Here is a 26,436-nt window from a genome sequence, read left to right as displayed (position 1 = left end):
TACCGGAGAGTAAAACACTCAAAGGATGAGCCTTATGACACAGAAGAGATTCACCCCAGCCTATCCGGCTGAACTTCGCGAACGCGGTGTTCGTTTGTTTCAAGAGAACCGCGCCGATTACCGCAGCGATAGCGCGGCCTACCGAGCGATTGCCCCGAAGCTGGGGTGTTCGCCTGACAGTCTTCGCGTTTGGTGCCAACAGGCGGAGCGAGATGCAGGTCAGCGCGGCGGTTTGACGAGCGCGGAGAAGGACCGGATCAAGGATCTTGAGCGCGAGGTCCGCGAGTTGCGACAAGCCAACGAGATCCTCAAGAAGGCCAGCGCATATTTCGCGGCGGCGGAGCTCGACCGCCCGTTCCGCAAATGATCGCGTTCATCGACGATCATCGTAGCGTCTTTGGTGTCGGGCCGATCTGCCGGGTTCTGGGGATCGCATCATCGACGTATTATGTCTTCAAGGCGGTGGAGCGCGATCCGGAGCTGGCATCGGGCCGGGCCAGACAGGATCAGCTGGACATGGCCGCGATCCAGCTGGCCTTCGATGGCAGTCGGGGGCGATACGGCGCTCGCAAGGTCTGGCACCAGCTGCGCCGCGAGGGACACGATGTCGCCCGTTGCACGTTGGAACGGCTGATGAAAGTGATGGGATTACAGGGCGTTGTCCGGGGCAAGAAGGTCATCACGACCAATCCCGATGCGGCACAACCTTGCCCGGACGACAAGGTGAACCGTGCCTTCGTGGCCGCCATGCCGAACCAGCTCTGGGTCAGCGACTTCACCTATGTCTCAAGCTGGCAAGGGATGGTCTACGTGGCCTTCATCATCGACGTCTTCGCCCGCAAGATCGTCGGCTGGCGCGTCTCGACCTCGATGACGACCGGTTTCGTCCTCGATGCCCTGAACCAGGCCATCTGCCAGCGGGCGCCGTCCGAGGCTGACAAGCTGATCCATCATAGCGACCGCGGCAGCCAGTACCTGTCGATCCGATACACCGAGCGGCTCGCAGAGGCCGGGATTGATACGTCTGTCGGCAGTGTCGGGGATTCATACGACAACGCCCTCGCCGAAAGCATCATCGGCCTGTTCAAGACCGAGGTCATCAAGTTCCTCGGTCCTTGGAAGTCCGTTGCCCAGGTCGAATGGGAAACCCTCAAATGGGTCGACTGGTACAACAACACCCGCCTGCACAGCGCCATCGGATACATCACGCCCAACGAAGCAGAGGAGGCATTCCACGCACGCTTGAGCACTGCCGAAAAAGCAGCCTAATCATTGAATCAGAAACTCTCCGGTAAACCCGGGGCGGTTCAGGGATGGGCCATGTCACAGCCCCTCGTCACGGCTGTAGGAGCACTCGACATATCGGTCGGCATGATCCAGCGCCATGCTGTCGGCGGTGACATCCCAGGTCAGCGTGCCATAGCCGCCCTCGTTGTTCTCGAACCCCGGATGCTGGTGATAGGCGACGGACCAGGCGAAGTCGCCGAGCTTCGTGGAGAGATCGTCGGGGAGCGCAATGCCGACCGGCTGCACCGTCACGTCTTCGATATTCCCGGAATCGCCGTAGCCCTCGTATTCGGCGGTGACCTCGGTGATGCCGAGGCCTCGCAATTGCGGGAGCAGCTCGTTTCGGGCGGCCTTGTTGGCGGCTTCGCGCTCGGCCTGCCATTTTGCCATCGTCTCGGCAAAGGTGGTCTCGGAGTTGGTCATGGGTCTCGTCCTCTTGTCTGGGATTGGGGGAAAGCGCCGGGGGGTCCAGAGACCCGCCACGGCGGCGGAACGCGAGGGAGCAAAGCACCCTTGCGCGTTCCCCCTGACCCAAGGCCCACTTTCCCTTTCAGGCGGCTCGCTCCGCCGCCGTTTGAGACCCTTCCCCCACGATCCGGGCCAGGATGGCGGCGGTATCGACGCCCTCCCCGTGCGGCACGAAGACCCGGAGCTGGAAGGCGATGATCTCCGTGAAACACCCGACCGCCTTCAGACCCTCGATGGCACCCTTGTCCGCGCCGTCGATCTCAAGACGGGCTGCCCCTGCAACCCGGCGGCGGGTGAGGCTCAGCCCGCGGCCCAGATTGACCGGGGTGGTGGACCCGAGTGCCGCCGTCAGCATCTCCTGCGGGGTTTTCGGGGTACCGGCCATGAAGCGGGCTCGCAGTGCTGCGGCGCCGTCCTCGCTGACGGTCCGGCCGATCATGCTTGCCTGCCCCTCCGGCGTGACGCGGTAAATGCGCTCGTTGCCCGAGGGGATGTCCTTCCAGATCGGCAGCAGCAGCCCGGTCAGCAGGTAAAGCTTCGTCGTCGTCACCTTCGGCAGGCTGTTGGCCTCCTCGTCCCAGAGGCGGCGGAACTCGGACGGCTCGATCTCTTCCCAGGCGGAAGCCTGGAACTTCCCTTTCTCGACATAGGTGGACCCGCTCGGCCGGGTCACCTTGCGCATGAGCGTGACGATTTCCTCGTCATACATCTGCATCGGGCGGGAGGAGATGAGCGCCACGCGACCCGAAGCGCGGTTGATCATGGTCAGTTTGTCGGGGTTCCGATCCAAAGCCTCTTCTGCAGAGAACACATGGACGGGGTCCGTCACCTCGAGCCCGATGATGCGCGTCACCGCCCCGGAGCGCGGACAGGTCCAGAGGTCTTCCGCCGAGACCTGTTCGATCCTCTCGCCACGCAACGTCTCGACGCCGAGATCGAGCGTGCCTGCGGCCCGCGCCCGTTCGGTCTGGTCGGCGATCCGGCTCATGAACTCGGCAAAGAGCGCGTTCTGCATGTGAATGGGCAGCGCCAGCACCCGGTTCAGGAAGCGCTGAATCGGCGGCAACTCTTCCAGGAGCACACCGTCCTGGTCGATGAGCCGGAGCGCGGTCCAGTCGGTGAAGCGCTCGTAACTCATCGCCGTGGCGCGTCCGGCGGCGAGATCGGCATAGTAGCCTCGGAGCGCGGCCCGGGCGATCGGGCTTTCGAGATTGTCCTCCTCGCGGAACATGCCCTGGGAGCCGGTCTCGCGCTGGCCCTTGGTGAGCGCCCCCAGCTGATCGAGCCGCCGGGCGATCGTGGAGGTGAAGCGCTTCTCGCCATGCACATCCGAGGTGCAGACCCGGAAGAAGGGCGCTGACACTTGAGCCGAACGATGTGTGCGGCCGAGCCCCTGGATCGCGGCATCGGCCCGCCAACCGGGCTCCAGCAGATAGTGCCGCCGCCGCTTCTGGTTCTTCGCCGTCTTTGCGGCGTGATAGGACCGGCCGGTTCCGCCCGCATCGGAGAAGATCAGGATATCCTTCTCGCCATCCATGAAGGCCCGGGTTTCCGAGGAATTGCTGTTGGCGCTGCGCTTTTCGATAAACAGGGCCCCGTCGCTGGATTTCAGGGGTCGAATGGAGCGCCCGGTTACTTCGGCCACGGCCTCATCGCCGAAGGCCCAAAGGATCTGGTCGAGCGCGGCGGGAATAGGCGCAAGCGCCATCAGCTCCATCATCGCCGCATCGCGCAAGGCCTCGGCCTCGCGCGAGACGACCAGGGCACCGTTCGCATCCCGCAGCGGCTCGGCCACCATGTTTCCGTCGATCTCCACGAGCTTCTGGGCATGGATCGGGAAGGCCTGTTCGAGGTAACTCAAGACGTAGTCGCGGGGCGTGAGTGCACCTTCCACGAGCTCGTCTTCGGGCTCCATGGCCTCGAGCCGGCGTTTCAACAGGCTCTCGCCCGTCGAGACCACCTGGATGACGCAGACGAATCCCTCGGCCAAATCATCTTCAATGGCACGGATGACGGTCGGGGCTTTCATGCCCATCAGAAGGTGGTTGAAGAAGCGTTGCTTGGTGCTTTCGAAACGGGACTTGGCCGAGGCCTTGGCGGCGGAGGCGTTGGCCTGGCCGGAGGCATCGTTGACACCGGTCGCGGTCAGCGCCGCTTCGAGATTGTGATGGATCGTCCGGAAGGCCCCGGCATAGGCATCGTAGATCTCGATCTGGGCGGGTGTGAGAGCATGTTCGAGCACGTCGTATTCCACGCCGTCGAAGCTGAGTGCTCGCGCGGTGTAGAAGCCGAGCGTTTTGAGGTCGCGCGCCACGACTTCCATCGCGGCAACGCCTCCGGCCTCCATCGCCGAGACGAAACTCTCCCGGCTCGGGAAGGGATATTCGGGCCCCTGCCCCCAGAGCCCGAGGCGTGAAGCATAGGCCAGGTTCTGCACGCTGGTGGCGCCGGTCGCCGAGACGTAGAAGACCCGCGCCCGGGGCGCAGCAAGTTGCAGGCGCAGCCCGGCGAGACCCTGTTGGGAGGGCTTGACGCCCCTGCCCTCGTCGGACCCGGCCGCGTTCTGCATTGCATGGGCCTCGTCGAAGGCCAGTACCCCGTCGAACCCCTCGCCCATCCAGCCCAGAACCTGGCTCAACCGGGTCGTGCCGCATTTGCCTGCGGACCGGAGTGTCGCGTAGGTCACAAAAAGGATGCCATCGCCCATGGAGATAGGCTGGTCAGGCTTCCATTTGGAGAGCGGCTGGATGTCGGCGGGCGAGCCGCCGAGATCGGTCCAGTCGCGGATCGCGTCCTCGATGAGCGTGGCGGATTTGGAGATCCAGACCGCCTTGCGACGACCCGCGAGCCAATTGACCAGGATGAGCCCCGCGCATTCGCGGCCCTTGCCGCAGCCGGTGCCATCGCCGAGGAAATAGCCGAGGCGATAGGCGCGCGCCTCCGGATCATCGTCCGCACGGGTCATCCGGGTCTGGTCCTCATCGATCGTGAACCGCCCCGGCAGGTCGCGCCCGTGGGCGTCGTTTGCCATGAGGATGGTCTCAAGCTGGGCCTCGGAGAGATGACCCCCCTCGATCAGGCGACCGGGCAGCCTCAGGTCTGAGGCGGCTTCATTCGACGGAACCGGGGGCGCGACCGAGGCCATGGCAATACTCTCGACGAGCGGCGTGGGATGTTCCTGGGCCCCCGTGATCTCGATCCGCTGCGGGCGGTAGCGGGCATAGATGTCCGAAACGGGCGTGTTTTCGCGGGGCGTGTCGAGGCAGGTGAAGGCCAGCGGGATGGCGGCATGCGATTTGGGTTTGGCAGACGCCGCCTGGGCGATTGGGCGCTTACGTGCAATCGGGACACCGACTCGGCGCGACCCACGCAGCACCTGCGCAGTGGTCTGGACAAGAGGGGTGATTGATCGAGCCGCGGCGATGTCATCGACGATTTGCCGCGCCGCATCCAAATCGTCGACAGCGGGGCGTACAAACTCGACGTCCTCCTGCACCTTGTCGAAGACCATGAGCTGGGTTTCGACGGTGGTGCCGAGCTTGGCGTAAACATGGCCCGGGATAGTGAGCGCAAGGCGCGGCTTCGCGATGGCCGAGGCCCGTGCCCAATGGGCCGCGTCCCGTTCCGGCGTGAAGCCCATCGGCATGATCGCCACGAGACGCCCGTCCGGCGCGAGGCGCTTGGCCGCCGAGATTAGATGTTTCGCCGCGATATGCCTGTCCCGCGAGCGGTCGACCGAAGAGGCGAAGGGCGGATTCATCACGATGACGCCGGGAAGCTCGGGCACCGCCAGCAGATCGTCGATATGCTCGGCGTCGAAATCGGTCACCTCGCTGCCAAACACCGCCTCGAGAAGCGCCCGGCGGAAGGGATCGATCTCGTTGAGCATCGGTTTGCCGCCTGCGCAAACTGCAAAACCGGCCAATGCGCCGGTCCCGGCCGAGGGTTCGAGGACGGTTTTGCCGGGGCGAATGGCGGCTGCGCGTATTGCCAGTGCCGCAAAGGGCAGCGGCGTCGAGAACTGTTGCAGGCGAATCTGTTGCTCGGAGCGCCGGGTCTCCGTCAGGAGCCGCGTGGCGAGCAATCTGGCCGTCGCGAGCACGTCCGAACCGCTGTCTCGCATGATCGTCGTCACCGTCGCGGCCTGCATCAGGTCATAGGCCATGCGCCAGGACCACGCGCCGCCGGCATCGCTACCGCCGAAGGTCTCGCGCATGATCCGGGCGAGCGATGAGCTCTTGAGCGGTTGCTTCTCAATCTCGCTGCCGATCAGGCGAATGGCCTGCAGAAGGTGAGGTTTCGATGGGAAATCGCGTGCGAGTGCCAGGCTTCGGTTGTCCATATCGTCTGTCCTTTGAGTCAGGTTGTGGGTCCGACAGGACAGAAAGCCGCCTCTGCGCTTTCAAACGCGCGGAGGCGGCTCAAGGCCGGACAGATGACGTCGCTGCCGGCGGTCAGGACCCCTTCCCGGCGAAAAATTCGGCCAGAACCGGACTCGCCGCACTCTTCGCCGAGCTGAGGAGTTCGGACCCGGCGAGCGAGGCTTTCGACAGACGCACGAGGTCGCCTGTCTCCTCGATGCGGTAGCAGCGACGCTTTTGCCCTCCGCGCCGGTAATGGGTGGCGGTCACGATCTGGCAGGTGCTGCCATCGGTCAGCGTTACCGGTGCGGCCAGTTTGATCTTGTCACCCTCGTCGTAGTCCGGGATTGCCGCCCAATCGCGGCAGCGCTGACGCCAAGCATGGGCATAGCTGTCGGGATCCTTCAACTCGGAGAGCAACACCAGAAGGCTGAGCGGCGCGCGGGACTCGACCGGGCCGACGCTCTCCTCCATGTCCTTGTAGCCCCAGCAGCCCTCGTCATAGCGGGTGAGGAAGACGGCGCCGAAGGTGATCGACCCGTCGGCATCGGTCACGTAGGTTCTGTCTTCAACCGGCCCGCCATCGATGTTGGTGAGCCTCAAAGCTGCATACCAGGTCGAGCCGACCTTGCAGGCCTTGAGCAACAATGTCTTGCGGGTATCCGTCTCGAAGGTGCAGAGCCGGGCGATTTCTGCCTTCTCCTCCGCGTAGGTTTTGACGCGGCGGTCGGTGTAGAAGAGCCAACCCACTATGCCGCCCTCCGGTCATCGATTTCGATGAGCGCATCGAGCGGCACGCGGTAAGGCAGCATATCGTCGAAATCCTCGCAATTGCCGCTATTCTGCACGAGGGCGTGGGTGTCGGTGGCGTCCTTCAGGATCACCCGGAACGTCCCGCCGAGACCGGAGGGCACGTCGTAGGTGCCGCCGATCAGGTAGTCAGCGGCGCGGCGCAGGAAAACGCAGATCGTGTGGCCATCGGTTGCCAGCCGGATAGTGTCGTGACCGCGGTCGATCAGCATCTGCACGTCATCGAGAATGTCGGTGTAGAACTGGCCCGTCAGATCGCGAAACGCCGCCTGCCGCGCCGCCATCCAATCCGGATCGCGGAACGGGTTGATGCCCTTGGCGAAGGCATATGTGGGATCGGCGCGTTCGGTGGTGACGATCCGCGTGGTCGAACCGTCGATGCCATTGGAGCGCAGATGCACACCAGTGCCGACGATCAGGATCAGGGCGGGTTTGCCCACCGGCCCGTTCCAGTTGGGAAGGAAGGTGGAGCAGCCGCGCGCATGCGCGATCTGCGCCGCGACGCTCGCCGCAGTGAAGCTAAGAAGGGACATGGGATTTACCTGTAAGATGGAGGGAAGGGGGCGACCCGCGCCGGACATGCCGAGCGGGCCGCCTGCTCGATCAGGCCGCTTCTGCGACCTCGGTTTCGTCTTCGGGTGTCTCGGCCTCGCTGGCATCAACCGGCTCGACACCTGCCGTCTGCATCATCGGCGGACACCAGGCCGCGACCGCCGCGCGCTGCGCCTCCGTCAGCGTGGCGAAAGGCTCCGCAAAGAGCTTGTCGCAGAATTCGACGACTTGCTTCTTGGTCGAGGAGGCCAATGTCACCGCCTCTTGTGGGAGCCCCAGCTCCTCGCCGAGGATCTTCAGAAGCCAGGCCTTCTTGAAGCGGTTGAAAAGCGCCGCGTTCGGCGTCCAATGCGCCCGGATGTCCGGCATGATCTCCACCTCAAAATCGTGCATCAGGCTGTCGCGCTGCCGGTCCCGTGAGAAGCAGGATTGCGTGGTTGCCGCCGTGGCAAAGGCCACGAGTTTCGCCTTCTCGCCCGCATCGAGGGCACGGAAGAGGACGAACTGATCGGCGGGGGATTTCGCGTCATCGGCCCAGGAGAGATCGAGCGCGTCATGGGCCTCGGCAACCTGTTCGAGCGAAGTGCCATCGATCTCGTCCATCTTGGCGTGGGTGCGATATTCCTGGCGGGCATCGACCTTGATCGCCTGGGTGACGCCCATACCGCTGGTCAGCACATCCGTAACCAGCTTGAAGAGCGTGAGATCGAGCGTCGCCTCTGGATGCATCGCCATCGCCGCGCCGAGCGCCATCGCCCGCTCGGTCTTCAGGTCCTCAGTCAGCGAGGCGGGATAGGTGATCTCATCGTCGTCTGCGGCGCCCTTGTCGCTCGGAGCACCGGTGCCTTTGCCAGAACGCTCCGCCATGTCTTCAGGACGAACCATCCCGACATGCAGGGAGATCTTGCCATGCGACCAGGACGCGATCACGCCGGAACGGGCAAGATCCTCTTTGCTATAGGCCTCCTGCAGATCCCGTGCCTCGGCTTCCAGTGCGTCCACGCGTTCGTAGAGTTCATTATACGCCTCATCCTCGAGCTCTTCGTTCTCCATCTCGTGTTCGAGTTTCTCAAGCTCGGCGGTGATCTCGTTGACGCGCCTCGAACCCTTCTCATCGGGTTCGACCGGACCCGGATAGACCCGGCCATAATCCGCCATGGCGGCATAGTCATACTGGATGACCGCATCCGCCCAGGCAAAGCCGATCTCTGCCCGCGCCTCTTCGGCGGCGGCGGCGAGTTTCTCCAGCAGGATCGTTTCGACCAGCGCGGAATCCTCGAGCACGGAATGCTCGTCCAGCAGATCGGCCGCGATGGCACCGCCGCGCGCCTCGTAGTCTTTGCGCACGAAGGCCCCGATATCGTCGCTGACCTGCACGCCGCGGGATTTGAGCGCATTGCGCACGGTGTAGGCCTGGACATAGTTGTCCTCCTTGGTGAGCGCCTCGAAGACCTCGCGTTGCACCTCCTGGCTGGGATGATCGGCGAAAGCCTTCATCGTATCGAGCGTGATCGATTTGGCGCGGGCCGCGGCGCGGATATCGGGATGGATGAGCCCGTAGCGCAGCCGGCCTTTGACAGCGGCGACCGTGATACCGAAGGTCTTGGCGATGGTTTCCGGCGTCTGGCCATCGACCTCCATCATCCGGGCGAAGGCCTCGAACTCGTCGATCGCATTCATCGGGGCCTGGGTGATGTTTTCCGCGAGCGAGAGCGCGCTGGTCACATCACAATCGTCGGGGACCAGGCGGCAATCGATCTTCGTGCTGTTGGTGAAGCCCTTGGCGGTCTTGTCCGCAACAAGTTCCAGCAGGGCCGCGTGACGACGGCCACCGGCGAGCACCCCGAACTTGCCGTCAATCTTCTGGACGAGCAGCGGTTGCAGGAGGCCCAGAACAGCGATGCTGGCCTTGAGATGCGCGATATTCTCGGAGGCGTAGGTCTCGGGGGAATTGGTCCGTACGTTCGCGGGATGGGCGACAAGATCGCCGATGGCGACGGTGGTGGGTTTGAACAACTGAGTCATGACATGTCCTTCTCGACGTGTTTGAGAGGGCCGCACGGGTCTTCGCGCGACCGATCCCCGGATCCGGGAACCAACAGGACAAGAGGCCCGCTCTCCCTTTCGGAGGGTCAGCGGGCCTGTCGGTGATGGAAGGTTGGGGTGCGGCCTGCCCTACCAGTCGTGCGCCATCATGACGGTCAGCACGCGCATGGTGGTTTCTGGATTGTCGGGCGCCTCGGCGCCGTAGCGGAAGTCGGAGTCTGCTTCATACAAATCCACTTTCCAGAACACGGTCTCGCCCCGGATCGTCACCGCCCCGAAATCGTGCCAACCTTCGGGGTCATTGTCGGGCTCGAATGTATCGAACGCACCGGTGGCCTGGACGGCTTCCATCACGAAGCCATCGCCGGCCTCGATCAGGGACTGGGTCACGACGAGGCGGCCCTGGATCGCCTGATCTGGAGCGATGCCCAAACAGGCAAACCTGCGGAAGGCATCGTTATGGGCGGCGATGACGGTGGCGTTCGGTCGGGGATACTCTGCGGGTTCGGCATGGCTCATGGGGCTGTCCTTTCGGGATGTGTTGAAACCACCAGACCCAAAGCCAGCTTTTCCTTTCACACGCCCTGCCAGTCGAAACGGCCCCGGACGTCATGCGGCCTGTTCCCCCTGCCCCGCCTCCGACACGGCGACGAGATAGTCGCAGGCGCGCTGCGCGTCCGCCGCATGTTTGAAGATCGCCCGCTTGTCCGAGCGGAGCACGCGGACCCAGTTGTCGAGATAGGCCGCGTTCAGCTCCAGCGTATGCGCGGAGAACCCCAGCTTCTGACCCAGGAACACCGTGCAGAGCTCGGCCACAATCTCTTCGCGAGCATAGGCCGTGTTTCCGAACCGAGCATCGCCATAGCTGCGGTTCAGGCGGTGTCGGGGTTTCGTCCAATGACCCAGCTCATGACCCCAGACGGCGTAGAAATTCCGCGGGTTCTCGAAGAGCTCGATCGGAGGCATGTAAATCTTGTCGAGGTTCGGGACGTAACATGCTTCGCGACCAGAGAAGCTGACATTGGCACCGATTGCCTCGAAGAAGCTCTGCATATGCGGGATCGGTACGCGTTCGGGATGAACTTCCGGTTCGGCCACAGCGGGATGGAAGCGAGGGTCCAACCCCTCGATCTGATCGGCGTTAAAGACGCGATAGGACTTCATGAAGGGAATGGTTTTGGGGTCTCCGGATTCCGCCTCATCGTCGTGGCCGCCTTCTTCACGGTCTCGTTCGGTGGTGCCGTAATAGACGACCACCGACGATTTCGAGCCCTTGATGACTTTCGCATCGAGCTCGTTCGCCTGCCTCAACGTCATCCAGTAAGGCGAGGCGTATCCGGCCATCATGGTGCGCATGGTCAGCAAGAAGTTGTTGACGCCCTGGTAGGGTTCGCCGTTCTGGCGGAGCGGTACGGAACTGCCGCCGACCGTCCATGGCTTGCGCCAGGGCAGCACGCCCCGGTCGATGATCTTAATGAGTTCGTTGGTGATCGACGCCGCGGCGTCGAACTTTGGCTTGCTGGATTTGGCCATGATGATCTCCGATGTCTGGTAAGTGTGCAGACCCGGAGGTACCGTCAGGGAAACACCCTTGGAGGGGACGGCAGGGTCCGTCCAGAACCCTGCCAGACCCCCACTCCGTGACTCTGGATCCGGCAAAACCCAAAGCTTGCTTTTACTTTTTCATATCACTGACACGAAATGTCCTTCGGCACCCGTCCAGCGGAAGCCCAGAAATCGCGCCAAGCTGACCCTAAGACCCTTGAGCAAGACACCGTATTCGCTCATTTAGTGATCCCCATGTGCCTCGGTAGCTCAGCGGTTAGAGCTGACCGCTCATAACGGTTAGGTCGCAGGTTCGAATCCTGCCCGAGGCACCACGCGGACATGGTGGAATGGTAGACACCGGAGACTTAAAATCTCTTGCTCGATCGAGCGTGCGGGTTCGAGTCCCGCTGTCCGCACCACTTTATAGGCCTAACGCCTTCAGCGACTGGAAGCCGGTTTGGTTCCAGGTTTGTCTTCACACCTACACAAAGATTGGTCTCGCGGTTCTACAGCGCCTTACCCCCTCATAAAGACCGGCAGGTAGGCGATTTGCAAAAATGGTCATGACCGACAAGGGGCAACTATCGAGACCATTCTAGAAACAGCATTAGCTCTGCTGCAATTCTCGCACTAGATCGGGCATGTGCTCGGCAATCAAAGCGTATGTCAACTGTTCGCCACGCTTGCTGAGTTTCTCGATCCACTCGTCTGGCATCGCAGAGAAGTCGGTAGGATATCCATGTGCGTATTCTCGTGATACAAGATCCGATGGCGGAAAGGCGAGGCGGGAGTCATCCTGCCCAAGGAAGGGCATGGCAAACCCCTTGATCTGTCCAGATGCCTTTAAATCGAACAGACGCTTCACTGCCGCGTTCTGAGCCCTATCAAAGATGCAAGTGAACGTGCTTGTAAGCCGCGCCATGAAAGATTGGCTGGGCGGATCAAATCGCAAACCGTAACCCGCGCGGCAGCAGATGATCGTGTCCACGCCAGAAACGTTCAGGCTTACCGAAGAGTCCCGATCAGGCCAAAGCGGCGCAAGGCCCAAATTGTCGTATGCCCCGCCGTCGGTCAGGGTGACGTGCTCCTCGCGCCGCGATCCGTCGGGTTTGTTGAAAGCGAGACGTTCATCAAGCGCCGGCAGAAATAGCGGATATGCCGCGGAGGCCATGACTGCGTGCGCAAGAGTCGTCTGTGAACCGGCAAGTTCCCCAAGACGCCACGACCCGGACTTCTCTCGCGAAAAATAGAACGCCGAACCTGTGCGCAAATCTGCTGCATTGATAATCAGAAGCGGGCGCGTCGAGGGCAATTCCCGCAACTTCAGTCCGTGAAAGACATCTTCGTCCAAGACCCTACGTAGGATCGTCGTCCTGCTCGCGAAACGCGGAAACGGTGCACACAACTTGTCGAAGCTCCAGCGTTTTCTCGCTGTCGGCGGTAGCAACAGCGAGAGGAGGCGCGGTCCGGTCGCAATCGCCAAGATTGCGAGGTTGATCACCCCAAGAAGGGTCGCACAGTAGATCGCACGCAGGCCTTCGGTGGTCGTGAACACCTTGCGCAAGGCCGGGCGCACCAAGCCGGAGGCAAGCAACGAACGCACTTTCGTCTCGAAGACCGGAAACGGTTCGTCATTGGCCGCATAAATTGCGCCAATGACGCTTCCCCCCGATACGGTGGAGATGACCCGAACTTCGTCAAGAATTCCCAGATCATGCAAGGCGCGCAGACAGCCTAGGTGGAAGGCGATGGCACGGGATCCACCGCCTGAGAGCGAGAGGCCGATGACGGGCTTACTCATCGAACCGATCTTTCGGCTAGCGGAGAAGAAAATTCGCTATGGCACATGAAAACGACAGCGAGTTCGGCCTCCCCAGCAATCAACATCAGGCCGGGCAAGGTATCCATGTCAAATATGGTGGCGAGCCAATTGATCTGGGACAGGTCGGTAACGCTCGGCATCACCCCGACCAGTGGCGGATGTGAATGCCACTCACCGACGTAACGCAGCTGTCCCTGTGTCTCCGCCATAGATCGGTCGATCATCTGTTGGACGCCATCGGTGCCGCGAACGAAGCCGGTTGGCGATCCGATGCTGTCAGCAGGTGCTTTGGCGGCATCGGCAAGGTGTATTTTCCGAGCAGGAATGTCGACGACCCCGAGCAGGACACCTCCCGTCTCGTTCGGCAGGCATTCATCGCGCATGGCCGCGATGCGCGAGCGGAGACCGGCGTCGAGTGAGACCTGCCAGCCATCGACATCGAAACGACGCACATCCTCCGCAGGATAGGAGAAGCTCCTGACTTGGCCCTCCGTACCAAGCGACCAGATCCGGATGATTCCTTCATCAGTGTCGGCGGCCCGTCCCAGACCTTCCGCAACCAGCCCACTTAGGGCCATGACACGCGACTCCGGGATCAGGTTTGTGATGGCACGGCAGGCTCCGGTATAGGCGAATGTCCGCACCGGGGTTTCCAAATGACCCGAGAGAGCCTCCTCCCGGACGACATGCCTCAGATACTGCGCTTCCAGATCGCGTAGCGTGACGCTGCGATCTATCGGTTCGGCCAGCAGAACGGCGGCATCCCCGGCCGGGCTAAAAAAGATGCTGAACCGCCGAGCCTTGGAATTATGGTCAGAGAGGAATCGCTCCGCCAGCAAAGAAGCGGATGCATCCACGATAATGTCGGCGCCATCGAGCGCAGCATTAACGTCGTCATTTTGCTGCCCTTCAACCCCAACCTGGGCGGTTATCGCTGTAGCCACAGAGTCTTCATCGTCAAGAATGCTCGCCAACGCCCCGGCGAGCAATTCAGATTTGCGCCTGGTGACGTCGCCGCCGAAGCCGACATGGCGAGCAAGGTTGTGTGGAAGCAGGACGTCATCGTCTATCACGGTCCAGCGGAAACGCCCCTCCCGGGTAAGACAAGGGGCGACATGGGCACCGATCGCGCCCCCTCCGACGATCACGGCCTTGCGTGCATCCGGGATGGTGCGGCCCGCAAGCCGGGTCGCAAGGTCTCGGTCAAAGGTTGCGTGGACTTCGACCGGCAGCACGGCCATCGCTATCAGCGCAGCTTCATCCACAGGTCCGGCGGTCAAAGCGGTAACGAAGCCGGCGGCTCCGCCTTGATCCTTGCTTTCGACCTTGTGAGCAATTCCGAGCGCGACCGCGATGTCACCAACCTTCTCAGCAGTGACGAAGGCCCGAAAATCTGTGCCCTGTTGTGTTCCGTCTGGTGAGGTAATCGGCATCTCGACGACCACGGCCAGGCAGGAATTGATCCGCGCCGCATTGGTGCGCGCGTCGTTCAACCATTCGGCGAGGCGCGTACGCAGGTCGGCAAATAGATCGATCCCACGTGCTGTGAGCAAGTCGACAAGGCTGCCAAGATTACCTGGCGCGAACGAAAGCCGCACCATCTGCGCCGGAGGCACTCGGTACGCTGCCACCGTCAACGGCAAAGCCAGTGTGCGCCCCTGCAGCTGGGAAAGCGGGATCACGCGCATCAGCGTGCCCGTGTCGTCAGGGACAGCGACGAGATCCTGTGTGTTGACGTTATCGATCAACGCACGGGACATGATGATGTTGTAGCCGGTCCCGAACATGAGCGGGTCGACCGGCTGCCGGGCGTCATGTAATGCGCCCTCGGCAGCTCGCCGAAACCAGGCAAGGATACGCTGGACAAGCTCGGCCGGTGTCCATGTGAGGCGCGCTTCCGCCCAACTTCGGTCATCGATACAGATTGCGCGGGGTGATCCTTCGGCAGTAAGGTTTTGGTGGGCAGTGTCGGGAAAATCGCTCCGCAACATGTAGACGAATGGCATCGAATCGCCGCCAGCGAAGCGAACGCCAATTCGTTCTGTGCGCCGGATTGGCACGACGCTTTGCTGCGGCCTGCCGGTCCTGAACGCGAGTTCTACAAGCTCACCGGCCCCTCCCCTACGGAGTGCGACGATGGCAGCGAGTTCGGCGGCATGCCGGTCGACAAACCGTGCAAACGATGCCGCTGCCGAAGAGGTGAGGTCATCGACCTCGATCACTTCGTCGAAGGATGCCGTGAGCCAGGCTTCGACGTCCATTAGCCAGCCCTGGGCGACGCCGCCGCGGCGGTTCCAGCAACCATCGGCGCAGCAAGCGCAAGGGCGAAACCAAATGCCGTGATCTTGTATGCGAAGGGCTTAGGGTCACTCTTCGACGGGTGCTCCATCGTCACGATGAATTCGCCGTCGTGCGCCACAGTGATCCGACGGTGATAGTTTGCAGCCTGCCGGTGCGGAGGCTGGACGTCGTCGTCGGCCTTCGACCCTTTGACGGGGATCGGCCAGGACGGAGAGATGATGTCGCTGCCGGGTTGGCGTTGATCCTCGAACAGCCACTTGACGTCGGGGTCAGGGACAGTCTCGTTCGAGCCACGCTCCGGCCCGAGCGACTTGTAGGAGCAATGGTGCGGCAGCTTCATCAGATCCCAAGCGAGCCTGTCCTCATTGCCGTGCTTCCGGCTGACCTGGACGATCGCAGCCAGCGTCTCGTAATTGACGTCTGAGGCGAGAAGCAGTCTCGTCTTCCGGCCGCCCTCGACAAAGGTGGCCTGCATGACGATTGAATCCTCGTTGCGATCAACGACAGTGTTTTCATCCTGTCGCCAGCCGAACGGGCAGTGCACAAAAAACTCTACCTTCTCTGGTCCAGTCAGTGTGTACCCAGGCACGAGTTTGCCAGCATCCACAATCAAGTGCTTGCGGCTTTCAAAGTCGATCCCTTCCGCCTCCATCCAGGCCTTCAGCCGTTCGGGGCGAGAGAACACTCGAATACCCTTGCCATGACGCAAACGGTACCGTGCCTCCGCACGGACCAACCGCGCATCATCCTTCAAGTTCTCTTCAAGGATTGCCGCTGCAGGGACCCAAAGCTCCCTGATCTTTACGCGCCCCTTGCCTTGGTAGAGCGCAGCATGATCCAGCCAGAAGAAGTCACCGAACCCCTTACAGTGATCGGTGTCAGTGTGCGTGATGCAAACCGCATCGAAGTAGTCGCGGCCCGCTTTGTCCAAGTCGCGGCGAAGTGTCGTCGGCAAATCGCAACGCTGGTCATCCTCATCGTCGTCACAACGCATTGCGGCGAAGTCGATCAGGACCTTGCGCCCATCGGCAAGGTCGAGGCGGGCGGTGTCGGCGTTGCCGAGCGGAAAGAAGTTCACCAGAGCCTGCATTTCACTGTCCTCATATTTTCTTGCCCGAGCAGATTGGGCAGTTGTTGACCTCCGGCCCCGCGTTGGAGCCTAGCCTTTCGGCGGATAGGGATCGTTCCCATAAGAATTGGCATCGCGGATCTGGCCATTGGGCCGATGGATGACGACCTCGCCTCGCTCACGGATCGCCGTGGTGCGTGCGGCCGCTGTCGCCTCTGCCTGGGTTGCGTGCGTGGATCCTACCCGGGTAGCGCCCTCACGGCGTGCAGCCCAACCATCCCCGTGGGGGACCACATGAATACGCTTTGACATCGAATTCTCCTTATTTTCCTAGCTCGCCTCGATTCGAAACTGTTGACCCCGGCCCTGTGGCATGATTCAAGTGTTTCACAGACTGGTATAAGCCAGAAGCCTTACCAAGTAAACAGTCTTCGCACCACTAATACCAGTCTACGAAACACTAAGGAGGGCACATGAATATCAACGAACTCGCCCCACTAGTCTTAAGGCGACGGGGAAACATGGGGGTCAGGGCTGCCGCAAAGGAGATCGGGATCAGTCCGACCACACTCACGAGGATCGAAAAAGGGCATGTCCCAGACGTGGGCACGCTCAACAAACTCAGCGAATGGTTGGGGGAGGAGCCTTCGAAGTTCACCGGCGTTGGAGACCTTCAAATCGCGTTCAAGAACAGGAAAGCCGTCCCGCAAGCGACCGCTCTCGCACTGGCAGAACTCATCACCCAGGCCTCGCGACAATTCGAACAAGACGTCGAGGCTCGAGGACACTAAGTGGCATTCAGACGAGGGTTCAAATCTCAATGTGAGCGGCGATCGGTTGAGTTTCGAAAACAGTTCGGCCTGTCCGATTACGATGCGCTGTCTGCCGACCGTTTGGCGGAGGAGCTTCGAGTCACCGTTTGGTCCACCGAAGACGTCGATGGGATATCGGAAAGCGCCAGGTCGGTTCTGAGCGACGAGACAGATCAATCGTGGTCCGCCCTGACGATGAGATTGGGCGCGGCCCATCTTGTCGTCCATAAACCGGTCTCCTCAAAAGGTCGCCGCAACAACGTGGTGATGCACGAGCTGGCGCACATCATCCTGGGTCACGAACTTGCAAAAGCCTGCATCCTGGAGGACGGCTCTCTTGTTCCGGGTAATTTCGATCAAGACCAAGAAGACGAAGCCGACTGGTTGGCCGGAGCCTTGCTGCTGCCCCGGCCGGCCCTTCTGTCTATTCGTCGTCGGCACCTGTCGGATCGCGACGCTTGCGAGGAACATCTCGTCAGCCCGGAAATGCTGAAGTGGCGGTTTCGGATGACGGGTGTGGATTACCAGCTGTCGCGCCGCCGCACGTAGCACCGACATCAACGGAAAGGCAGCGTTCCTTGCAAGTCGAGTGGTGGACACGTGCACCCATAGACAAGTGAATAACCGCGCTAGAAGACAAAGGAGAACCCATATCCAAAGTCGAGGACGAATGAAGATTGGTATATTGGCATGGGGTTCTCTCCAGTGGGACCCACGAACTCTTCAGATCAGTGGCGATTTCTTGTCTGGCGGACCGAACTTGCCGATAGAATTTTCCCGCATCTAGGGCAGACCCGGACCGATGCGACGACAAAACCTAAACAGAACGAGCTGAAGTAAGCGGACACCAAGGGGAGCAGGCCAGCGCCTTTGGGACCACAAATTGTGGCCTGCAGGGACGGATCGTCCTCATATGCATCCTTGCCGAGGTCGACGTTGAAGCCGTGGTCGCGTTTGGGTGCCGTATCGTAGTCGGCACCAGTCTTCTTGAATGGCGCGACGCCGGTCAGAGAAGGACCAGAAGGCAGGCTAGGGTCAGGTGACACACACCTTTATGACCCAGCACTATCCGGTTGAACGACGCGAGGCAGACCCTACAACTCGGTCTGCGGACGACTCCGGGCCACGCGTCGGGAGCATCCGCATGTTCTCAGAAACCAACCGGGATTGCCATGATCCGCCACATCGTCTTCTTCACCGCCATCAGCAACGACAATATCGAATCCATCAGAAAAGGGCTCCAGATGCTCACCGGCATCCCTCATGCCCAGCACCTCGAAATCTCGCTCAATCGGAAGTCAGATCCGAACAGCAAGGAAATCGACGTCGTCGTCTACGGCGAATTCGCCGATGATGCGGCCCTGGCTGCCTACAAGGCGCACGAAACCTACGCGGAATCGATTCGCCGGGTGAAACCCCTGCGCGAACTGCGCTTCGCTGTAGACTACGATCAGGCCCAGGCCTTGACGGCTCCCGATGGACAGGCCTGAAGCCGCCTATCGCGCGGACGGGCCAAGCATTCTGCTGCGCGATGACCTCGCCGGTACCGAGATGCGGTTCGCCACACCACGCGAGGTGATCCGCGCCGACCATCCGGACGAAGTCCTGGACGCGCTCGACCGGATGGAATACGCGCGAACGGCCGGGAAATGGTGCGCCGGTTACGTAAGTTACGAGGCAGGGTACGCGCTCGAGCCGAAACTGCATGAGATCATGCCCGGCGGTCGTCGCCTGCCGCTCGTCCTCATGGGGGTCTTCGACATGCCCGAGACAGGTTCAGCCGGGGCAAGGACAGAAGACACAACGAGGTTGACGGGCATCCAGCCGGAATGGTCCTTCGAGGATTACAGGCCACGTTTCGAACAGGTCCACCGGCACCTGCGCGTCGGGGATTGCTACCAGGCGAACCTGACATTCCCGTTTTCCGCACGTTGGCGGGGAGCCCCGACGGCGCTGTTCGAAGAGATGACCGGCAGGCAACCCGTCCGCTACGCCGCGCTGGTCGACATGGGCGGACCCGTCATTCTGTCGCGGTCGCCTGAACTCTTCTTCGAGGTGGACGCGGACGGGTGGATCGAGACCCATCCGATGAAAGGCACTATTCGGCGCGGATCGACGCCCGAGGCAGACGCCGCTCTCGCCGAAAACTTGCGACAGGACGGGAAAAACCGCGCCGAGAACCTGATGATCGTCGACCTGCTGCGCAACGACATCTCACGCATCTGCGAACTGGGCACGCTGCATGTACCCGAGCTGTTCCGGATCGAAAGCTATCCCACGGTGCACCAGCTGGTCAGCCGCGTCCGGGCGCGGCTGGCACCGGGGACAACGATCTCCGATATTTTCTACGCGCTTTTCCCCTGCGGCTCGATCACCGGAGCGCCGAAGATCCGCGCGATGCAAATCCTGCGCGCACTGGAGAGACGTCCGCGTGACATCTATTGCGGGGCCATCGGATTCATCGCTCCTTCCGGCCAGATGCGCTTCAACGTTGCCATCCGCACCCTCACACTGCACGCGGGCGGAGAGGCCGTCTTTAACGTGGGCGGTGGCATCGTGTTTGATTCCGAGGTCCGCGCGGAATACGACGAATGCCTGCTGAAGGCCCGCTTCGCCTCAGGAGCTGCTCCAAAGTCTCGCTCGCGCGTAGGCGTATAACAGCAGCTTTCGGCGCATGTTATCGTGGGTCATTGAAATATGACGCCCCGCACACTTGCCCTTAGGTAAGTCGACCCGTAAACACCTCCCAGCCGACACCACCCGCGTGCGGTCGCGCCCTCCGCGGCGGCCCGAAATAACCTCAGGAACTCCGCACTTGCTCGACCAGATCGCGCTGCGCGCCGAACTCGCCGATCACTACGATCTCTCTCCTTCCACCGACATCGCCCAGGCAAATGCTGACATTTTCGCCCGGATGGACCGCGTCGTGACGCCCCCCGACTGGGCGATCTACGCGCCCTATGTCGCGGCGATCAATAAGCTGAAAAAGGAACGCAACGCGGTTATCCTGGCGCATAACTACATGACGCCCGAGATCTACCACGGTATCGCGGACGTGGTTGGTGACAGCCTTCAGCTGGCGATTGAGGCGACCAAGGTACAGGCAGACGTGATCGTCCAGTGCGGCGTGCATTTCATGGCCGAGACCTCGAAGATCCTGAATCCGTCCAAGACGGTGCTGATCCCCGACATGGACGCCGGCTGTTCCCTGGCCGAAAGCATCACCGCCGAAGGTATCGCCGAAATGCGTGCCAAATATCCCGGCGCGCCGGTGGTCACATATGTGAACACCACGGCCGAGGTGAAGGCGGCGTCGGACATCTGCTGCACGTCTTCGAACGCGGTGCAGATCGTGCGCGGGCTGGACGCGGATACCGTCATCATGACGCCGGACAAATACCTGGCGCAGAACATCGCCAATCTGGTGCCCGAGAAAAACATCGTGTGGTGGGATGGCGCCTGCATCGTGCACGAACAATATACCGCGCAGGACCTGAAGGACTTCCGCGAATGGAACCCGGGCACGCGGATCATCGCGCATCCCGAATGCCCGCCCGACGTGGTGGCCGAGGCCGATTTCTCCGGCTCGACCAGCGGGATAATCGACTACGTGACGCAGCAGCGGCCGGAAAAGGCGATGCTGGTGACGGAATGTTCGATGGCCTCGAACATCTCGGACGCGCTGCCGGACGTGGATTTCGTCGGGCCCTGCAACATGTGCCCCTACATGAAGAAGATCACGCTGGAAAAGGTGCTGTGGTCGCTGCACACGATGGAAGGCGCGGTCGAGGTCGACCCGGAGGTCGCCGACAAGGCCCGCGTCGCCGTTCAGCGCATGATCGACCTGTCTGCCAAGATGGCCGGCTAGGGCCATGACCCCGATCGAAACCCCGATCGAAACGGATCGCGTCATTATCGTGGGCGCAGGGCTAGCGGCGCAATATGCCGCGCTGAAACTGGCCCCGCGTCCCGTGCTGATGATCTCTCCCGAGGCATTGGGAACCGGCGCCTCCTCGGCCTGGGCGCAGGGCGGCGTGGCGGCGGCGATGGACCCGGCGGACAGCGCCGATGCCCATGCCCGCGATACCGTCACTGCCGGTGCGGGCACGGTTGATCCGGGCGTGGCGGCGTCGGTCACAGCCGAGGCGCGCGATCACATCCTTGACCTGACCGGGCTGGGCACGCCCTTCGACCGCACTGCAGACGGGTCCTACGTGCTGTCGCGCGAGGCGGCGCATAGCTTCGCCCGTGTGGTCCGCGTGCAGGGCGATCAGGCCGGGGCAGAGATCATGCGCGCCCTGACGGCACAGGTGCGCGAGGCGGATCATATTCAGGTGCTCGAAGGCGTGATGGCCACGGGGCTTGAGGTCTCGGGCGGCCGTGTCACCGGCGTGGCCGTCGCCCACTGTGATCAGGGGCAAAGCGCCAGCATCACCCTGCGCGGCACCGCCGTTCTTCTGGCCGGGGGCGGATCGGGCGGGCTTTATGCGCTGACGACCAATCCGCCGCGCATCCGGGGGCAGGTGATCGGCATGGCCGCCCGCGCCGGGGCGCAGATCGCCGATGCGGAATTCGTGCAATTCCACCCGACCGCCATGGCCTGCGGCATCGACCCCGCGCCGCTCGCGACCGAGGCGCTGCGCGGCGAAGGCGCGGTGCTAGTCAACCGCCACGGCGACCGCTTCATGCTGAACGCGCATCCCGACGCCGAACTCGCCCCGCGCGATATCGTCGCCCGCGCCGTCTATGCCCAGACGCAGGCCGGGCTGGCCCCGGCGCTGGACACCCGCACGGCATTGAGCGCGAAGATCCTGACAGATTTCCCCGCCGTTGCCGCTGCCTGCCAGCAGGCCGGGCTGGACCCGGTGACGCAGGTGATCCCCGTGGCCGCCGCCGCGCATTACCACATGGGCGGCGTGGCGACGGATGCCGACGGGGCCTCCACCCTTCCCGGCCTTTGGGCCTGTGGTGAGGTCGCCTCGACCGGATTGCATGGCGCGAACCGTCTGGCCTCGAACGGGCTGCTCGAGGCGCTGGTCTATGGCCGGCGCTGTGCGCTGGCGATCGACGCCGCGCTGCCCGCGCCCCGGGATGCCGCGCCCGTCACCCTGCCCGACCTTCCCGCCGCCGAAACACCCGATCCCGCGCTGGTCACCCGGCAGCGGCAGGCGATGACCGATGGTGCCGGCGTGATCCGCACGGCGGATGGCCTGACCCGGACGCTGGCACAGATCGCCGCAATCGAAGCCGCGCAACCCGGCTGCGAGACGCTGACCAACATGACCGCCACCGCCACCCTCATCGCCGCCGCCGCGCTGATGCGCTGCGAAAGCCGGGGCGCGCATTTCCGGTCGGACTTTCCCCAGCCTGACGGCGCAACCGGCACCCGGTCGCTGATGACCCTGAACGACGCGCTGGCGATCCGCGCGACCACGACCCGAAAGGAACCGGCATGAGCCCCCGTGCAAAATCGGCCCCCCTCCCCGACCTGATCCTTGAACCCCTTGTCCGCGCCGCGCTGATGGAGGATCTGGGCACCTATGGCGACATCACCACCCGCACGGTCATTCCTGCTGGCACTACCTATTCCGCGCGTCTGAATGCGCGCGAACCCGGCGTCGTGTCGGGCCTGCAGATCGCCGCGCTGGCCTTCCGGCTGGTGGATCCGACGCTGAAGATCACCGCGCACAAGGCCGATGGCGACGTGATCGCGCCGGGCGATCTGCTGATGGAGATCACGGGCGAGGCGGGCTCGATCCTGTCGGGCGAACGGGTCGCGCTGAACTTTGCCGGGCGCATGTCCGGAATTGCCACGCTGACTGCTTCGTTCGTCGCGGAAACACGCGGCACCGACACCCGCGTGACCTGCACCCGCAAGACCACGCCGGGGCTGCGGATCGTGGAAAAACAGGCCGTGCTGCATGGCGGCGGGTTCAACCACCGCTTCAGCCTGTCCGACGCGATCTTGATCAAGGACAACCACATCGCCGCCGCCGGGGGCATCCGCCCGGTACTGCAATCGGTCAAGGCCAGCGCGTCCCACATGATCCGTTGCGAGATCGAGGTTGATCGTCTGGACCAGCTGGCGGAGGTGCTGGACGAAGGCGGCGCAGACGTTGTTCTGCTGGACAACATGAACACGGACAAGCTTTCGAAGGCGGTGGAAATGACCGCCCGCCAGGTGGTGCTGGAGGCCTCGGGCAACATGAAGCTGGACCGCATCGCCGAGGTCGCGGCGACAGGCGTGGACTATATTTCATCCGGTGCGCTGACCCATTCGGCGCGGGTGCTGGACTTGGGACTGGACTTCTGAGCCCACAACCCATCACGCACATATATGGCTTTTTCTCATATTAGAACGCAATAATATTACGCTGCACTTGCGAAATAATGTCGAACCGAGTAACCCCTCGGAAGCCTGTCTGAGGAGGACCGACATGAGCCAATCCGCCCCGCAACGCAGCCTGACCGCGTCCGACATCCGTGCGCGCAAGGGGGCCGATCCGCTGGTCTGCCTGACCGCCTATACGACCCCCGTGGCACAGCTGGCGGACGCGGACTGCGATCTGGTTCTGGTCGGTGACAGCGTCGGCATGGTGCTGCACGGGCTGCCCTCGACCCTCGGCGTGACGATGGAGATGATGGTGCTGCACGGCCGCGCCGTCGCCCGTGGCCTCAGCCGCGCGCTGATGGTCGTCGACATGCCCTTCGGCAGCTATGAGGAAAGCCCGGCCCAAGCCTTTCGCAATGCCGCCCACCTGATGGCGGAAACCGGGGCCGGCGCGGTCAAGCTGGAAGGTGGCGCGCATATGGAAGAGACGGTCCGCTTTATCGTGGATCGCGGCATCCCCGTCATGGCCCATATCGGCCTGACGCCACAGGCGGTGAACGCGCTAGGCGGCTATAAGGTGCAGGGGCGCGGCGCGGATGCGGACCGGATCCTGGAAGACGCCCGTGCGGTGACCCGCGCCGGGGCGTTCTCGGTCGTGCTGGAAAAGGTGCCCGCCGCGCTGGCGGACCAGATCACTGCGGATATCGCCATCCCCACGGTCGGCATCGGGGCGTCCGCGGGCTGTGACGGGCAGATCCTGGTGATCGACGACATGCTGGGCCTGTTCGACGCCTTCAAGCCGAAGTTCGTGAAACGCTATGGCGACCTGGCCAGCGAGGCGCGTACCGCCATCCGCACCTACGCCGAAGAGGTCCGCGCCCGCAGCTTCCCCGCCCCCGAACATGTCTTTTCCCAGGAGGAACCGGGCACATGAAGATCATCCGCACCAAGGCAGACCTGCGCGCCCTGACCGAAAGCTGGCGCCGCGCCGGCGAAACCATCGGCGTCGTGCCGACCATGGGCGCGCTGCATGCCGGGCATCTGTCCCTGGTGGAACGGGCCTGTGCCGAAAACGACCGGGTGATCGTGACGCTGTTCGTGAACCCCAAGCAGTTCAACAACCCCGAGGATCTGGCCAAATACCCCAGGACCGAGGACAGCGATGCCGAAAAGCTGACGCCTCACGGCGCGGATATCCTTTATGTGCCCGATGGGACGCAGATGTACCCCGAAGGCTTTGCGACCACGATTTCCGTGGCCGGCGTCAGCGAAGGGCTCTGCGGGGGGGCGCGGCCGGGGCATTTCGACGGGGTGGCGACGGTGGTGACCAAGCTGTTCCTGCAGTGCGATGCCGACCGGGCATATTTCGGTGAAAAGGACTATCAGCAGCTGCAGGTGGTGACCCGGCTGTGCGAGGATCTGGACCTGAATACGGAGATTGTCGGCTGTCCGACCATTCGTGAGGAAGACGGCCTCGCCATGTCTTCGCGCAACCTTCGGCTCGGTGCCGGGCCACGCAAAACGGCGCCGATGATCGCCCAGGTCTTGGAAGACGCGGCGCGTGTCATCGCCCGGGGCGGACACGTCGAGCAGACCATCGACAAGGCCAAGAAGGCCCTGCTCTCAGCCGGGTTCGACTCCATCGACTACCTCGAACTGCGCAGCGTTCCCGACCTGAAGCTGATGACGAGTGCAGACCGCCCCAGCCGCCTCTTCCTGGCGGCCTGGCTCGACGGTGTGCGCCTGATCGACAATGTCTTCGTTGCAGACCTCGCGAGCGTCGGGAAATCAAAAGATCGACCGCTCGAGCCGGCCTGAAAAGAGACAGGAGATGATAGGAGGGGCCATTATCGTTACCGCTCGGACGGGCGATTTCTGGCTGATGACCTGCCTGTGTTGAACTGGCTGAACCCCAACAATGGAGTTCAGCATGCCCCGTTTCGATCACACCGCTTTCGTCAATGCCTGCCGTGATGAGCGCGGCGTCGGACATCACACCTTGCGGGCCTATGCCCAGGATCTGCGCACCTTCGCCCGCTTCATCGAGGCCCACCGTCTCAGCGACCCGTTGTCGAAGGACGACATCCTCGCTTACCACCGGCATCTGCGTGACGCGTTGGGCGCCAAGCCCGCGACCATCGAGCGGCGGCTCGTAACGCTCAAGTCCTACTTTGCCTGGCGCGAAGATCGGAACAGCGCCCTGCCCTCCCCATTTGCCGATGTCCGCATCTCCGTAAGGATCCCGCGACGCCTGCCGCGCCCCATCGACCGAGACACTCTCAGAGCAGTTCTCCAAGCCGGTGACGGCCCGATCGCCCCGCCGTCGAAGCCGGGCGAGCATGACGCGACACCGGCCTCTGAGATTGCCGTCACGCTCCTGATCATCAAGCTGCTGATCGTGACCGGGCTGCGGATCAGCGAGCTGACCAATGTAAGGGTCCGCGACATTTCGCAGGACGGAGGCCAGATCCTCGTCCGAGGCAAAGGCAACAAAGAGCGGATCGTCTTCGTGCCAAACCGCGAGCTCCAGGAAGAGCTCAAGCACTTCCTCGAGGCTCGCTACGCGCAAGGTGGCTCTTCCGCGCCGCTGTTCCTGAACACCGAAGGCCGTCGGCTCCGCTCGGCCACGTTCCGCAAGCGGCTGCGGGCGTTGTCCAGGCGCCTCGGGATCGAGCCGCACTTGACCCCGCACCGGTTCCGGCACTCAGCCGCGACGCTGCTGATCGAGGAAGGTATCGATATCCGGATGGTCCAGGCCTTGCTCGGGCATGCCAGCCTCAGGACCACCGAGATCTACGTGAGGGTTTCGAACACTGCGTTGCAAAACGCTTTGGAAAGGGCAGATGTACTCAATACTCTTAAGTATTGATGGCGGAAACTCGAACTTCACGACAATTGCAGTAAAGGCCCTGAAATTCACGAACGTCGCGTGCGCTTGGGGGATAGAGACCGCTTCTTTTGCTTGGGGTACTGCCACGCCTCTCTCCGCCGGATGACTTCACCACTTCAGCTTTTTATCCTTACAAGAC

22 protein-coding genes, 2 tRNA genes and 1 other annotated feature are annotated in these 26,436 nt (G+C 62.6%); of the genes, 13 read left to right on the top strand and 11 right to left on the bottom strand.

The features are described 5' to 3' along the window. The first annotated feature begins 34 nt into the window (after nt 1-34). Nucleotides 35-1,269 (top strand): IS3 family transposase gene (locus tag GKC28_RS18135; protein WP_174148421.1). Its coding sequence is split into 2 segments (ribosomal slippage): nt 35-326 and nt 326-1,269, totalling 1,236 coding nucleotides; the frame shifts between segments, so codons are not numbered across the junction. After that, nucleotides 322-438, top strand: a sequence feature (AL1L pseudoknot). (Overlaps the previous gene by 117 nt.) A 54-nt stretch (nt 1,270-1,323) precedes the next feature. Here the strand turns inward: GKC28_RS18135 and GKC28_RS18130 are convergent. From GKC28_RS18130 to GKC28_RS18100, 7 genes are all read right to left on the bottom strand, one after another. Further along, the gene (locus tag GKC28_RS18130) at nt 1,324-1,710 is read right to left on the bottom strand and encodes a DUF6878 family protein (protein WP_174148420.1); all 387 of its coding nucleotides are present in this window, start codon (nt 1,708-1,710) and stop codon (nt 1,324-1,326) included. A 127-nt stretch (nt 1,711-1,837) separates the two neighbouring features. Continuing rightward, nucleotides 1,838-6,097 carry a strawberry notch family protein gene (locus GKC28_RS18125; RefSeq protein WP_174148419.1) on the bottom strand — a complete coding sequence of 1,420 codons (4,260 nt, stop codon included), beginning with the start codon at nt 6,095-6,097 and terminating at the stop codon, nt 1,838-1,840. 112 nt (nt 6,098-6,209) lie between these two features. Further along, complete coding sequence (locus tag GKC28_RS18120; protein ID WP_174148418.1) at nt 6,210-6,866, bottom strand: hypothetical protein; 657 nt, start codon at nt 6,864-6,866, stop codon at nt 6,210-6,212. Then, on the bottom strand, nt 6,866-7,459 hold the full coding sequence (locus GKC28_RS18115) for a hypothetical protein (protein WP_043754043.1): 594 nt from the start codon (nt 7,457-7,459) through the stop codon (nt 6,866-6,868). Before GKC28_RS18115 ends, GKC28_RS18120 begins: the two co-directional genes overlap by 1 nt. Nucleotides 7,460-7,529: 70 nt before the next feature. Beyond that, nucleotides 7,530-9,503, bottom strand: a complete 1,974-nt coding sequence (locus tag GKC28_RS18110) for a ParB/RepB/Spo0J family partition protein (RefSeq protein ID WP_174148417.1) — start codon at nt 9,501-9,503, stop codon at nt 7,530-7,532. Between the two features lie 150 nt (nt 9,504-9,653). Then, nucleotides 9,654-10,043: a DUF3768 domain-containing protein gene (locus tag GKC28_RS18105; RefSeq protein ID WP_174148416.1), complete on the bottom strand. Its 390-nt coding sequence runs from the start codon at nt 10,041-10,043 to the stop codon at nt 9,654-9,656. Nucleotides 10,044-10,133: 90 nt separating this feature from the next. Continuing rightward, nucleotides 10,134-11,057, bottom strand: coding sequence for an ArdC family protein (locus GKC28_RS18100; RefSeq protein ID WP_174148415.1), 924 nt, complete (start codon nt 11,055-11,057; stop codon nt 10,134-10,136). A gap of 271 nt (nt 11,058-11,328) precedes the next feature. Between GKC28_RS18100 and GKC28_RS18095 the strand changes: the two genes are divergently transcribed. Continuing rightward, nucleotides 11,329-11,404, top strand: a tRNA-Ile gene (locus GKC28_RS18095). Between the two features lies 1 nt (nt 11,405). Then, nucleotides 11,406-11,491 (top strand) — tRNA-Leu (locus GKC28_RS18090). A gap of 188 nt (nt 11,492-11,679) precedes the next feature. Here GKC28_RS18090 and GKC28_RS18085 read toward each other — a convergent pair. From GKC28_RS18085 to GKC28_RS18070, 4 genes are all read right to left on the bottom strand, one after another. Next, nucleotides 11,680-12,873, bottom strand: a complete 1,194-nt coding sequence (locus GKC28_RS18085) for a patatin-like phospholipase family protein (RefSeq protein ID WP_174148414.1) — start codon at nt 12,871-12,873, stop codon at nt 11,680-11,682. After that, nucleotides 12,870-15,155 (bottom strand): ThiF family adenylyltransferase, encoded by a 2,286-nt coding sequence (locus GKC28_RS18080; protein WP_174148413.1) that lies wholly within the window; start codon nt 15,153-15,155, stop codon nt 12,870-12,872. Before GKC28_RS18080 ends, GKC28_RS18085 begins: the two co-directional genes overlap by 4 nt. Next, nucleotides 15,155-16,285 (bottom strand): hypothetical protein, encoded by a 1,131-nt coding sequence (locus GKC28_RS18075; RefSeq protein ID WP_174148412.1) that lies wholly within the window; start codon nt 16,283-16,285, stop codon nt 15,155-15,157. Before GKC28_RS18075 ends, GKC28_RS18080 begins: the two co-directional genes overlap by 1 nt. A gap of 69 nt (nt 16,286-16,354) precedes the next feature. Continuing rightward, the gene (locus GKC28_RS18070) at nt 16,355-16,576 is read right to left on the bottom strand and encodes a DUF2188 domain-containing protein (protein ID WP_009803658.1); all 222 of its coding nucleotides are present in this window, start codon (nt 16,574-16,576) and stop codon (nt 16,355-16,357) included. Between the two features lie 161 nt (nt 16,577-16,737). Here GKC28_RS18070 and GKC28_RS18065 point away from each other — a divergent pair, with 161 nt between their 5' ends. From GKC28_RS18065 to GKC28_RS18020, 10 genes are all read left to right on the top strand, one after another. After that, nucleotides 16,738-17,055 (top strand): helix-turn-helix transcriptional regulator, encoded by a 318-nt coding sequence (locus GKC28_RS18065; protein WP_035367104.1) that lies wholly within the window; start codon nt 16,738-16,740, stop codon nt 17,053-17,055. Further along, a complete protein-coding gene (locus GKC28_RS26890) occupies nt 17,056-17,625 on the top strand; it encodes an ImmA/IrrE family metallo-endopeptidase (protein ID WP_174148411.1) in 570 nt (189 codons plus the stop codon). It abuts the gene before it with no gap. Nucleotides 17,626-18,248: 623 nt separating this feature from the next. After that, on the top strand, nt 18,249-18,566 hold the full coding sequence (locus GKC28_RS18055) for a Dabb family protein (RefSeq protein WP_174148410.1): 318 nt from the start codon (nt 18,249-18,251) through the stop codon (nt 18,564-18,566). Further along, entirely contained in the window at nt 18,553-19,734 is a 1,182-nt protein-coding gene (locus tag GKC28_RS18050) for an aminodeoxychorismate synthase component I (protein ID WP_174148409.1), read from the top strand. The genes GKC28_RS18055 and GKC28_RS18050 overlap by 14 nt, the downstream gene beginning before the upstream one ends. Before the next feature lie 157 nt (nt 19,735-19,891). Beyond that, nucleotides 19,892-20,944: a quinolinate synthase NadA gene (nadA, locus tag GKC28_RS18045; protein ID WP_174148408.1), complete on the top strand. Its 1,053-nt coding sequence runs from the start codon at nt 19,892-19,894 to the stop codon at nt 20,942-20,944. 4 nt (nt 20,945-20,948) lie between these two features. After that, the gene (locus tag GKC28_RS18040) at nt 20,949-22,532 is read left to right on the top strand and encodes an L-aspartate oxidase (protein ID WP_174148407.1); all 1,584 of its coding nucleotides are present in this window, start codon (nt 20,949-20,951) and stop codon (nt 22,530-22,532) included. Continuing rightward, a complete protein-coding gene (gene nadC, locus GKC28_RS18035; RefSeq protein ID WP_174148406.1) occupies nt 22,529-23,389 on the top strand; it encodes a carboxylating nicotinate-nucleotide diphosphorylase in 861 nt (286 codons plus the stop codon). The genes GKC28_RS18040 and nadC overlap by 4 nt, the downstream gene beginning before the upstream one ends. Nucleotides 23,390-23,513: 124 nt before the next feature. After that, nucleotides 23,514-24,341, top strand: a complete 828-nt coding sequence (gene panB / locus GKC28_RS18030) for a 3-methyl-2-oxobutanoate hydroxymethyltransferase (protein WP_174148405.1) — start codon at nt 23,514-23,516, stop codon at nt 24,339-24,341. Beyond that, the gene (gene panC / locus GKC28_RS18025; RefSeq protein ID WP_174148404.1) at nt 24,338-25,225 is read left to right on the top strand and encodes a pantoate--beta-alanine ligase; all 888 of its coding nucleotides are present in this window, start codon (nt 24,338-24,340) and stop codon (nt 25,223-25,225) included. The genes panB and panC overlap by 4 nt, the downstream gene beginning before the upstream one ends. A 112-nt stretch (nt 25,226-25,337) precedes the next feature. Further along, nucleotides 25,338-26,276 carry a tyrosine-type recombinase/integrase gene (locus GKC28_RS18020; protein WP_174148403.1) on the top strand — a complete coding sequence of 313 codons (939 nt, stop codon included), beginning with the start codon at nt 25,338-25,340 and terminating at the stop codon, nt 26,274-26,276. Nucleotides 26,277-26,436: the final 160 nt, after the last annotated feature.

This window comes from Leisingera sp. ANG59 (assembly GCF_013317235.1).
Lineage (GTDB): Bacteria > Pseudomonadota > Alphaproteobacteria > Rhodobacterales > Rhodobacteraceae > Leisingera.
Note: the sequence above shows the minus strand (reverse complement) of the source record. Positions and strands in the feature narration are given on the sequence as shown.